The sequence below is a fragment of the Pseudogracilibacillus sp. SE30717A genome, assembly GCF_037071985.1.
In the GTDB taxonomy this organism is placed as follows: domain Bacteria; phylum Bacillota; class Bacilli; order Bacillales; family Amphibacillaceae; genus Pseudogracilibacillus.
In genome coordinates this window covers 429,899-442,338 of the sequence record NZ_JAXHDF010000002.1, presented here as the reverse complement: position 1 = coordinate 442,338, position 12,440 = coordinate 429,899, and the positions used below count along the sequence as shown (strand labels likewise).

Below are 12,440 nucleotides of genomic sequence, written 5' to 3'. Positions count from 1 at the left end.
GATGTCTAATAGCTTTAAGGTTCCAATTCGTAATGTCTTTTATTTACTTAGTTATGCAAATGATTTGCCGGAGATGGTTAAAAGTCTAAATCAAGTGGAAGATGACTTACTGACGTTTGATTTTTTGGTGGAACAATTTAATCGGGAAGTTCAATCTATTTTGCATAAAGGATTAGTGAGAAATTATGTTTCAAGTATTCAAGAGACGAGCAATTTAAGTGGACGATTGTTACTAAGTGAGTCGATGCCTTATATCATGAGAAGAAAGCCAATAGTTGTCTGTGAGAAAAATGAGTATTCTGAAGATGTTTTACTTAATCAAATAATGAAAGCGACGTTAGAAAGGATTCAATGGAACAATAAAGTAAATGAGAAAAATAAGCGGACGAGCTTTCACTTACGGGAAGAACTCTACCCAGTTTCGGAGTGTGTATTAACGAAAGAAATATTTTTGCGAATGAAGTTCCATCGTCACAATATGTACTATAAGCGAATGATTCATATCGCGTATTTACTATTTGAGTTGGATTTGTTATCCCATCAAAGTGGAGAGTGGAGTTTATTTAACGCTGAAATTGACGATCAGGCACTTAATACAATTTTTGAGAAGTTTTTATTCAATTTTTATCGTCTTGAACAACGAGAGTATTGGATTCAGAGTGAGCGTTTGGGATGGAATTTAAAAGGTAACAGAGCGTATCTTCCGGGAATGTTGACAGATGTTTCCTTGACTTATCGAGTTGAAGCGAAAAAAATAGTTATCGATGCAAAATATTATAAACATATGTTTCAAGTTTATCGGGATAAAACATCGTTTCACAGTGCAAATATGTATCAACTCTTTACGTATTTACAACATCAACCTATGAAATTTGAGTGTGTGAGAGGAATATTAATTTATCCGTATAATGGGGTTGAAGTAAATGAGATTTATCATTGGGACGAACGGATGACAATGGAAGTAATGACTATTGATCTTGGAGCGAAATGGGTTACGATTAAAGAAACTTTATTGCAGTTATTGTAGGCCGTTTTTGAATAATTAACAGAGATAGAAAAAACACATTTTAATTCACCTTTTCATTAGGGGGGCAGGGGTGTGACCGACTACTAGTCTTGGAGTAAATTAGGCACAAATATCTTTCATCGTAGCAAGTTGGTAAATAGACCGAAAGCCATTTAATTTGAGTGGACAAAGTTTGGCTTATAAACCGCTTATAAAATTAAAAGTAATTTCATAAGCGGTTATTTTTCATACTCATAGTGAGTATCACACCTTATTCCATTCCATTAAAGTAAAAATTCTATCATTTTTTACGGGATTGGTTGCTGTTGTGTTATACAGTGAATGTTTCCTCCGCCAAAGGAGATTTCTCTGGTGTTGATGGTTACAATCTGCCGTTCCGGATACATTTCTTTGAAAATTTCAATTGCCTTTTCATCCTGTGGATCGCTATATATTGGTAAGATTACAGCTCCGTTGCATAGATAGCAGTTAATATAAGAAGGTGAAAATTTTACTTCACTTGAACGATCGTAACTGTAATCCGTTACATCAATTTCACGGCTTTCTGATTCTGTTAGACTAATTTCCTCTGGCATTGGGACTTTATAAATTTTTAACTTCCTTCCTTTGGCATCTGTTTCCTTCTCTAGTTGATGATAAATATTCTGAAGTACCTCGTATTGCGGATGATTAGGGTCATCTGTCCATCCGATTGCTATTTCACCTGGCCTGACATAAAATGCGACAATATCCACATGACCATCTGTTTCATCGTTATTAAGACCTTCTTCAAGCCAAATGATTTTTTGGACATTTAAATAGTCTTTTAATTTATTTTCAATTTCTGATTTTGATAGATGAGGATTTCTGTTTGGATTTAATAGACATTGTTTCGTCGTTAATAGTGTGCCTTCACCATCTGTATGGATAGCTCCACCCTCCAATATAAAATCCGTCGCGTCATATCGGTCGATTTGTTCGATTTCTAACGCTTTTCTTGCGACAAGTAAATCCTGATCCCATGGGAAATATAATCCTTCGTCTAATCCGCCCCAAGCATTGAAACCCCAGTCAATACCACGAACCTCGCCATTATCATTTTTTACAAATGTAGGTCCAATATCACGCATCCAGGCATCATTTGAAGAGATTTCAACAACTCGAACATTATCATTTAAAAGTGCTCGTGCATGTTCAAATTGATCGGTGCTAACCCCTATTGTAACTGGTTCAAATTCAGCAATTGTGTTCGCCACAGCGGCATATACCTGTTGTGCAGGTTTTGCACCAGCTCTCCATGTATCTGTTCTAGTTGGCCATAACATCCAGGTGCCTTTATGGGGTTCGAATTCGCCTGGCATTCTATACCCATCTTTTTTAGGTGTACTTTTAATTGTTTTAACCATGTATATCCTCCTTTGTATCTCTGTTTAATAACTATGCAAGTTTTATGCCATGAAAAAGTCTATGAATTTTCTGAATGTTAATGTTGTAAACATGATATATTTAAGATAGAAATCAAGCACAGATATTTTCGTGAAATATCTGTGGGGATAAAAGTGATTCGAATATGAATCAGACTTCTTAACTGTTTATCACAGGTCGTATTTTTTCAATCTCCGTACATACGAGGATTGTGTTAAACCCAAGGATTGGGCTGCTTTTCTCGTTGATCCGTGTTCCTTTTTTGCCTTTTCAATCAATTGTTTCTCAATACTATCCAAATACTCAGTGAGACTTCTCCCGTTTAGTGTGTACCCCATTTCCTCTGGTTCGTGCAGTATCTGATCTGTTATATCATGGATATCAATCGTTTCTGTTTTTGCTGTTACAATAAGTCGTTCGATCATATTTTCTAGTTCTCGAACATTCCCTGGCCAATTGTATTGTTGTAAATAATGAACGACTTCTTTTGTGTAGGAAGCATTTTTATTATACTTATCTTTAAATATTTCAAAATAATGATTTGCTAGTGGAAGGATGTCTTCCTTTCTTTCTCTTAAAGATGGAATTTTAACAGAAACAACATTTAATCTGTAATATAAATCTTCCCGAAACTTCCTGTCTTTTACCATTTCTGGTAGATCTCGATTTGTAGCAGTGATGATCCGTATATCCACCGTTTTTAGTACCGTTGTACCAATAGGGATAAATGATTTATTTTGAACTAATTGCAGTATTTTAGGTTGGAGAGATAATGGTAGTTCACCAATTTCATCAAGGAAAAGTGTACCACCGTCAGCTTTTTCAGCCAACCCTATTTTTCCACTAGCACTTGCCCCAGTAAAAGCACCTTGTTTATATCCGAAAAGCTCTGATTCCAATAAAGCCTCTGGGATAGCGCCACAATTCACTTGGACAAAGGGTTTGTCACTCCGGTTGCTTTTTTTGTGCAGTTCTTCGGCAATCAAACTTTTTCCAACACCTGTTTCTCCATGTAATAATATATTTGCATCAACGGATGCTATCCTGTCAATTAAACTTAACATTTCTTCGTGTTTTTTACTTTTACCGATGACTAATGATTTTTGTCTTTCTATTTTTTTACTGTTGCGTATTTCTTGAAGTTCTTCCCAGTACTTATTTAAAAGTGTCTCTGCTTGTTCGAGTTTGAGGCTAGATCTGACTGTTTCTGTAATGTCTTTTACTTGAACAAGAATATACTCTGTATTATCTTCCTTGATTTTTACAAGGCATCCTGTGGCTAGAAATTGTCGATTTTTAGATGTTTGTACTTTTGTAACGACCTCTCTTTTTTCTAGAACAAGTTTAGTTACTGAAGGGGTAAAAAATTTATTATTTTCAAGATCTGTGACATTTCTGCCAATGATTTCGGAGCGGGGGGCACCGATTTGTACTGTGCTCATATCATTGCACCATAATGCAAGGCCATTTTTATCTGCTATAAAGATACCGTCATTTAAGTGATTAAAAACATGGTGAAAATGCTTGTTTTCGAAGAAATGCTTTTCCATCTTATCCAACTCCATCTTCTTTTATAAATGATTGTGTCATTTTCGGTTCAATTGTGTCGATTATGATTCACTTTTATTATATAGTAACTGGTTCGAAATTTAAAGAAGCGCTTTCAAACAGGGAATATAAAGAAATATTTACTTTGGCATGGAACTTGCATAAGTCATTAGTAAGGAGGGGACATATGGAATCATTACTTTTGCAGATTAACAGAGAACGATTACTTGACACACTAAATGTAAGCTCTTCTATCGGTACGACTGAAAATGGCGGTCTTAACCGTTTGGCCTTGACTGAAGAAGACAAAACAATGCGTGATATTTTTATTGATTGGTTAAAGAAAGAAGGCTTGGATGTAAGGGTTGATGATTTTGGTAATATATACGGAAGAAGAGAAGGAAAAATAAATAATGCCCCGGCAGTGGCGTTTGGTTCGCACTTAGATACACAGCCATGCGGGGGAAAATATGATGGTATTCTTGGTGTTTTGACAGGTTTAGAAGTAATTCGAGTACTAAATGAAAATAATATTGAAACGAATTATCCGCTAGAGATTGTAAATTTCACAAATGAAGAGGGTGCGCGTTTTGTACCCCCAATGCTAGGATCCGGAGCTGCAGTAGGTGTGTTTGATAAGGATTATGTCTACAGTCGGAAAGATACAGAAGGTGTCAGTTTTGAACACTCACTAAAAGAGATTGGGTATAAGGGGGAAGCTAAAAATAGAATAAGAGATATTAACTATTTTATTGAACTGCATATTGAGCAGGGGCCAATACTTGCAAATAATGAAAAGTCAATCGGCATTGTGAAAGGCATTCAAGGGGATAACTGGCTAACAGTAAAGGTGACAGGTGAAACCAACCATGCTGGTCCAACACCGATGGAAAACAGAAGAGATGCACTTGTAGCGGCAGCAAAAATGATCGATAAAGTTAACGGGATAACAAAGGAAATTCCCGGTTTGAAAACGACAGTTGGAAAAATAGCTGCGATTCCTAACATTACCAATGTTATTCCGGGTGAAGTTGAATTTTCCATCGACATTCGCCATGAAAACAATGAAACTAGAATGTATGCGATTGATAAATTGAAAGAGCAAATGAGTATAATCGCTTTAATTGGTGATGTAGAGCTGACAATTACAACAGATTGGCATTCAGATACAGTTGAATTTTCTACAGTTGTAATGGAAGCTATTTCTGAAAGTGCTGCAAAATGGGATTATTCCACAATGGAATTTTTCAGTGGTCCGGGTCATGATGCAAAATACATGGCTGAAATAGCTGACACTGGAATGATTTTTCTGCCAAGCATTGGTGGTATCAGTCATAATGAGAAAGAGCTTACTCTTGATGAAGATATTGAAAAGGGAGCAAATGTACTACTTTATACAATATGTAAATTAGCGAATTTACAGGAATAAATGCAGGAAATTGTTATTGGAATAGTAATCAATAGATAAGGAGAGATTTCAATGGTACAAAAAACAGAGTCATTAATGAATGAATTAAGAACACTAGATAAAAAACATATTCTTCACCCGTCCACAAATCCGAAAGTACAGGCGGAAACAGGTCCGAAACTTATTTTCAAAGATGGAAATGGTATTTATTTGAATGATATGACTGGGAAAACATATATTGATGGCGTTTCCATGCTGTGGAATGTAAACCTAGGTCATGGAAATAAAGAAATAGCGGAAGCCTCCTATGAGCAAATGAAAAAAGCTGCTTATACGACAACATTTTATGGATATGCAAATGAAGCTATGGTGAGACTTGCTGAAAAGATTACCGCTTTAACTCCGGGAGATTTGAATACGATCTTCTTTACCTCGGGTGGTTCGGAATCAAATGATACCGCTTTTAAACTATCAAGATTTTATTGGGAATTAAAAGGATTTAAAGAGAAAAAGAAAATCATTTCTTTAAGAAGAGGATACCATGGTGTGACTGTTGCGGCACAAAGGGCAACAGGAATTGATGTGTACCGTAACTTTTCTGGTTCATCAGATCCGGATATCGTAAATGCTGAACCGCATTTGACGGAATGTGAACTAGGTGATAGAAGTCATCCGGAATACGAAAATTCCATCCGAGCTATTATTGAAAAAGAAGGAAAGGAAAAAATTTCTGCCGTTATTATGGAGCCAATTCAAGGTGCTGGCGGTGTCCACATACCACCTGAAGGCTATTTAAAAGCAGTAAGAAAACTTTGTGATGAGAATGACATTCACTTCATTGCCGATGAAGTTATATGTGGCTTTGGTAGAACTGGAAAAATGTTCGGAGTGGATCATTGGGAGGTTGTGCCAGATTTCATGTCTACTGCAAAGGGAATTACAAGTGGATATGCCCAACTTGGCGGAGTAATCATGCGTGAAGAAATAAGAGATACGATTACACAATTTGACGGGATGCTAGCACATGGATTTACATACAGTGGTCATCCAACTGCTTGTGCTGTCGGTCTGAAAAACTTAGAAATATTGGAACGTGATGGGTTAGTAGAACATGCTCATTTAATGGGAGAAGAACTTAAAAAAGGCATGGATTACTTGGAGAAAAAATATAATTTCGTGACAAAGACAAGAGGTAAAGGTTTACTTGCTGGTTTTGATTTGATGAAGGACCGAGAGGCTGGCGTTCCATTTACAGATTTCCCTGCTGCAATCACGCTTATTGATGAGTGCTATGAAAGGAATCTTTTAATCAGAGCATTTGACTTTGAACCTGGAATGAACATTGTAGCCATCGCACCACCACTTATTGTTACAAAAGAGGAAATCGAAAAGATCATTGCAATTGTTGATGATAGTCTAGCAGCGGTAGCAAAGAAAATATAAGAAGTTAGTTTATCGTTTGGAAGTTGTGATAAGAAAATAGCTAGATTAGTCAGGGAGGATTACTATGAGTGCTAAAGTGTTATTACATCCGAAGGTTACGGATTTTTTACAAGAACCAAAAAAGCTTTTTATTAATGGTCAGTGGCAGGAATCAGCGGACGGTAGAACATTTGAAACGACAAACCCGGCAACAGGAGAAGTCCTCGCTACTATTTTTGAAGCAGGTCCTAAGGATGTTGATCTTGCGGTTGAAGCTGCATCAAAGGCTTTTGAAGAAGGAAGCTGGACAGAAATGAGTGCCTCAGAAAGATCTCGGATCATGCATAAATTAGCGGATTTGATGGAACGAGATTTTGAAGTGCTTGCCCAATTGGACACACTTGATAATGGCAAGCCCATTTCTGAAATGCGAAGTGCCGATTTACCGAATGCAATTGAACAGCTACGGTATTTTGCGGGTTGGACGACAAAAATGACAGGGCAGACAGTACCAATTTCTCCAAATTCATTCAATTATACGGTGCATGAGCCTGTTGGGGTTGTAGGTCAAATTATACCATGGAACTTCCCAATCATGATGGCATTATGGAAAATTGCACCAGCTCTTGCAACAGGTTGTACGATTATTTTGAAACCTGCCGAACAGACCCCATTATCTGCGGTATACCTAGCTAAACTTGTTGAAGAGGCTGGATTCCCTAAAGGGGTTGTCAATATTATTAATGGCTTTGGAAAAGTTGCCGGAGATGCGCTTGTCAAACATCCTAAGGTAAATAAAATTGCTTTTACCGGATCAACACCGGTCGGACAATCGATTATGAAAGAAGCGGCTAATACGATGAAACGGGTAACACTTGAGTTAGGCGGTAAATCACCAAATATCATTTTGCCTGATGCAGATTTGGATAAAGCTATTCCCGGCGTATTCAATGGCATAATGGCTAATCAGGGGGAAGTTTGTTGTGCTGGTTCACGAGTGTTTGTACATGAATCGATGTATGAAATGGTTGTTGACAGATTAGTAGAATTTGCAAACAACGTAAAATTGGGCGACGGACTTGATGAAGAAACTAAGATGGGACCGCTAGTTTCAGAAAGACAGCAAACCATTGTCACATCATATGTTAAAAAAGGTGTGGAAGAAGGAGCAAATCTTCTCTGCGGCGGGAAAGAGTTAGATAAAGGCTATTATGTCACACCAGCTGTTTTTGTTGACGTTGAAGACGACATGACAATTGCCAAAGAAGAAATTTTTGGACCAGTAGTTGTAGTTATGCCTTATAAAACTATCGATGAAGTGGTGGAGCGGGCAAACAATAGCCAATTCGGATTAGGGGCTGGAATTTGGACAGAGAATCTTAAAGATGCGCATACGGTATCTAGAAAGTTAAAGGCAGGATCAGTTTGGGTTAACACGTATAATGTTACAGACCCAGCTGTCCCATTTGGTGGATATAAACAGTCTGGTTTCGGCCGTGAAATGGGCTCTTATGCATTAGAAAATTATACAGAAGTTAAAAATATTTGGATTAATTTGGAGTAAATACTGTTGCCTGGCTATCTCGGGATTGCTAGGCAACCTTTAAGAAGAGCATATTAATGAGAGCGGATTCATTTAACAATAACTTCATTGTAATTAAGAAAAAAGAGAGTATACATCTATAGCGAGAGAGCTAAAAATTGTTTTAATTTAAAGGATAAAAATAAAATTGGGGGAGTGTTTTTATGAATCAAACAAACCAAATTCAAAGAAAACTGAAGTTGATTCATGTCGTTGCAATCGGACTGGCGTATATGGCGCCAATGGCAGTTTTTGATACATTCGGAATAGCGGCTGACATATCGGCAGGGTTCGTTCCGGCAGCTTATGTCGTAGTCTTTACAGCAATATTTTTCACTGCATTAAGCTACGGGAAATTAGTAAAACAGTACCCGAATGCAGGCTCTGTTTATACGTATACTAGGAATATTTTAAATCCATATGTAGGTGTTATTGTAGGTTGGGTCTCATTTTTAGCATATTTAGCATTGCCGATGATCAATGCGCTTTTGGCTAAAATATATCTCTCCTCAGGATTTCCCCAAGTTCCGGGCTGGGCATGGATAGTTGGTTTGATAGTCGTAATTAGTGCGCTAAACTATTTTGGGGTAAAAATTGCCGCATCCGTCAATCTATTTCTCGTTTTTTTCCAGGTGTTAGTTGTGATTATTTTTGCAATACTCACTGTCCGGTCTATCGTATTGGGCCCAGAGCATTTTATCTCTATCGGTGAGATGATTCCTTCTGGTGGTGAGTTTTCAGGGGTTTTTGGTGCAGCTGCAATCCTAGCACTTTCCTTTATTGGATTTGATGCAATTACAACACTTTCAGAAGATACAGTCAATCCTAGAAAAACAATTCCCCAAGCCATTATTCTAGTAGCATCCTTAGGTGGTGTTGCTTTCTTTATCGTAACTTATTTTATGCAATCACTTTTCCCAGATGTAACAATTTTTAATGATATTGAAGGGGCTTCTCCAGAAATAGCCGTAATAATAGGCGGAAACTTATTTCTTTCCTTCTTCCTTGGAGGTGCGTTGTTTTCCGTTTTTGCATCCGGTCTAGCTGCTCAGGTAAGCGCATCAAGGCTATTGTATGCTATGGGTCGTGATGGTGTATTGCCAAAACGTTTCTTTGGCTATTTACATCCAAAATACAATTCACCAGTACCTAACATAATGCTAGTAGGAGTTCTTGCACTTTCCGCAATGTTTTTAAATTTGGAACAGGCCTCATCACTAGTTAATGTAGGTGCCTTTACTGCATTTTCATTTGTTAACGTTTGTGTGATCTTACAATACTTTAGACATAGGGGGGAGCGAACGGTTAGATTTACGATTGGAAATTTGATATTGCCACTAATTGGCTTCTTATTTGTTGTATATTTGTGGCTTAATCTTGATGTGTTTGCAATTACAATTGGAGTTATTTGGACATTGTTAGGTGTTGTTTATTTAGCTGTTACGACAAATTTCTTTAAAAAGGAACCACCGCAAATCGAGTTTGAACAACTTGAAGCGTAATCGAGTGTAAAAACGGAAACATTCATCGTAAAATAGATGGTCAGACATGTAAATTAAGATAATTATGCGAGCGTTTACATGTGTCTGGATGACAGAGTGGTATAGTTAGAGGGGACGATTTTTACATTCATGGTGATCGGTGAAATGTAGTCGTGGTTTGCTGAATGGTAGGGAATAGTCCTGAATCATTGTATGATTAGTTAAAGACTTGATGATAGTGCTGAATTTTTCCCGAATTTTGCTAAATAAAACATATAATTCGCCGTAAAAGTAAATTATTTAGTGAACTGCTCCCTGGCAAATTGACAGAGGAAATATTAATATGCTTAAAAGGCTTTAGCTCTATATGCGATGGGGCTAAGGCCGTTTAATTTTTTGTAATCGTTCGTATTCCAAAATATTGTTTTCATCTATACCTTTTATAAGTTCTAAAAGTATCATATTTATTCAAATAATACTTTTTTATCGTCTCTCTAAGAACTTCATCATTCAATTTTTTCTTCTAGAGAAGGTGTTTGTTCTAATTGAAAGGAAAAGAGCGATTCATTTTAGTCTTGAATAAACTCCTAAAATTTTGTCTTTGTCGAAACATATCTAGAAGATTTGTCCACTTTCTTGCATAGCATGATAAAAAGGGAAATTTCATGTTTGGAGGTGTTCATGCCTTGCAAGTGTTCAATTGGATTCGTTATGCAGTCGGATATGTTTTTATCGTCTCAGGTGTGGTGAAATTATTAGTCCCAGAGTTTAAACAAACTTTTTTAAGCTTAGGTTTTCCCAACCCTAATACAACTCTGTTTCTTTTGGCAATGATTGAAATTATTTGTGGTGTTCTAATGGTAGCGAGAATGTATGTAAAGCAAGCAACAATCCCACTCATTATCATTATGATTGGTGCACTCGCGGTCGCAAAACTCCCATATTTATTAAATGAGGGCATTTTGTCATTCGTATTTGAATCGCGACTGGATATAGTGATGCTCATTTTGTTAGTGTTAGTTTGGAGGGATAAAGAAAAGCAACTTTTGTAATCGCAAACAGCTGATCATTAGCCCATGGAATTATAGGAGAAAAAAATATATTCATGAGTAATTTTCCATAAATTTTCCTATCCTTCTGGACGGGTTATCCTTTTATTTTTTGGAAAAGTTCAGAGATATCTTCTTTAAAAAGTATTTTCGGTACAGGGTAAAGCGGATTGCTTTCTTCCAATGCCCTTTGTACCATTAGTGGAATATCACGATCGATAATACCATTCACTTTGTTTGGAATTTCCATTTTTTCATTTAGATCTCGTATTGCCTGGATAAATTTTTGTGCTTTTTGTTCAGATGAATCTGTTTCATTGCTGATTTTAATTACATCAGCAAGTTCAGCCAATGGCTCGTGAACAGTTGATCCGTAATAGTCAAGGACATAGGGAAGGATAATTGCATTAGCGAGCCCATGAGGAACATTGTAAAATCCCCCTAAAGTATGAGCGATGGCATGTACGTACCCAACATAGGCACGTGTAAAGGCCATTCCAGCCAAGTAGGCGGCTTTTTGCATCTTTTTACGTGCAGTTATATTTGTTCCGTTTTTATATACCTTATATAGATTTTCAAAGATGATCTTCGTCGCTTCTAAACTCCACTGTTTGGTCATTTTTGTATTGCTTCTACCGATATACGCCTCTATTGCGTGTGTCAGTGCATCCATTCCAGTGGCAGCGGTAAGATGTGGAGGAAGTTTTACTGTAAGGGAAGGATCAAGCACTGCATACTGTGGAATAAGTGAGGTATCCATTAGTGGATATTTTTCAAATGTATTTGTGTCAGAACAGACTGCAGCTAATGTTGCTTCCGCTCCTGTACCTGAAGTAGTTGGCACTGCGAATAATGGTGGCAGCTTCTTTACTATTTTTAATACGCCTTTCATTTGGGGAACGCTTTTATTCGGTCTGACAATCCTTGCACCTGCAATTTTTGCGCAGTCTATTGATGAACCCCCACCAAAAGCTACAATACCTTGGCAATTATGTTCTTTATAAAATTTCACAGCTTCTTCAACATTTTCAATCGGTGTATTTGGTACGGTTTTGTCGTACACAACAAATTTAATGCCTTCATCTTCAAGGCCTTTAAGAAAACCATCCATTAATCCGATTGCTACTATGTCCTTGTCAGTAATGACTAAAACGCTTTCAATTTTCTGTTCATTTATGATTTTTGGAAGTTTAGATAAACTGTTTTCTCCTTCCAATAATTTCGGCTCACGCCAAGGCAGAGCATAAGAAGCTACTTTCATGATATTTTGATAACTTCTACAATACATCGTATACATTTTTTCTCCTCCCCAAGCTTTTAAGTTAACAAAAACAAGTGCATAAAGACGCAGTAAACAAAATGTAATTTCAATTACTATACAAAACATTTTTAATAGCGTCAATCTCTTTTAATGGTTATATGTTATGCGCCGGCAATTATCTGATCGTAACAGTGATTGATTAAAGTATTTTCTACATAATTATTACTAATTCAGCAAACATCCGAGTGAAAGTGCAAG

General features: G+C 36.9%; 9 protein-coding genes. 6 read left to right on the top strand and 3 right to left on the bottom strand.

Going from position 1 to position 12,440, the window contains the following annotated elements; genetic code table 11:
* Nucleotide 1: 1 nt before the first annotated feature.
* Nucleotides 2-1,027 (top strand): 5-methylcytosine restriction system specificity protein McrC, encoded by a 1,026-nt coding sequence (locus SPD48_RS04975; protein WP_336256954.1) that lies wholly within the window; start codon nucleotides 2-4, stop codon nucleotides 1,025-1,027.
* A gap of 287 nt (nucleotides 1,028-1,314) precedes the next feature.
* Here SPD48_RS04975 and aguA read toward each other — a convergent pair whose 3' ends face one another.
* The gene (gene aguA, locus SPD48_RS04970) at nucleotides 1,315-2,412 is read right to left on the bottom strand and encodes an agmatine deiminase (protein WP_336256953.1); all 1,098 of its coding nucleotides are present in this window, start codon (nucleotides 2,410-2,412) and stop codon (nucleotides 1,315-1,317) included.
* Nucleotides 2,413-2,601: 189 nt separating this feature from the next.
* Nucleotides 2,602-3,981, bottom strand: coding sequence for a sigma-54 interaction domain-containing protein (locus SPD48_RS04965; RefSeq protein ID WP_336256952.1), 1,380 nt, complete (start codon nucleotides 3,979-3,981; stop codon nucleotides 2,602-2,604).
* A 185-nt stretch (nucleotides 3,982-4,166) separates the two neighbouring features.
* Here SPD48_RS04965 and SPD48_RS04960 point away from each other — a divergent pair, with 185 nt between their 5' ends.
* The 5 genes from SPD48_RS04960 to SPD48_RS04940 all read left to right on the top strand — a co-directional run bounded on the left by SPD48_RS04960 (nucleotide 4,167) and on the right by SPD48_RS04940 (nucleotide 10,924).
* Nucleotides 4,167-5,408 (top strand): M20 family metallo-hydrolase, encoded by a 1,242-nt coding sequence (locus SPD48_RS04960; RefSeq protein ID WP_336256951.1) that lies wholly within the window; start codon nucleotides 4,167-4,169, stop codon nucleotides 5,406-5,408.
* 51 nt (nucleotides 5,409-5,459) lie between these two features.
* A complete protein-coding gene (locus tag SPD48_RS04955) occupies nucleotides 5,460-6,830 on the top strand; it encodes an aminotransferase family protein (RefSeq protein WP_336256950.1) in 1,371 nt (456 codons plus the stop codon).
* A gap of 64 nt (nucleotides 6,831-6,894) precedes the next feature.
* Nucleotides 6,895-8,373, top strand: coding sequence for an aldehyde dehydrogenase family protein (locus SPD48_RS04950; protein ID WP_336256949.1), 1,479 nt, complete (start codon nucleotides 6,895-6,897; stop codon nucleotides 8,371-8,373).
* Between the two features lie 182 nt (nucleotides 8,374-8,555).
* A complete protein-coding gene (locus SPD48_RS04945; protein ID WP_336256948.1) occupies nucleotides 8,556-9,893 on the top strand; it encodes an APC family permease in 1,338 nt (445 codons plus the stop codon).
* 644 nt (nucleotides 9,894-10,537) lie between these two features.
* On the top strand, nucleotides 10,538-10,924 hold the full coding sequence (locus tag SPD48_RS04940) for a DoxX family protein (RefSeq protein WP_336256947.1): 387 nt from the start codon (nucleotides 10,538-10,540) through the stop codon (nucleotides 10,922-10,924).
* 94 nt (nucleotides 10,925-11,018) lie between these two features.
* Here SPD48_RS04940 and SPD48_RS04935 read toward each other — a convergent pair whose 3' ends face one another.
* Nucleotides 11,019-12,218 (bottom strand): iron-containing alcohol dehydrogenase, encoded by a 1,200-nt coding sequence (locus tag SPD48_RS04935; protein WP_336256946.1) that lies wholly within the window; start codon nucleotides 12,216-12,218, stop codon nucleotides 11,019-11,021.
* Nucleotides 12,219-12,440: the final 222 nt, after the last annotated feature.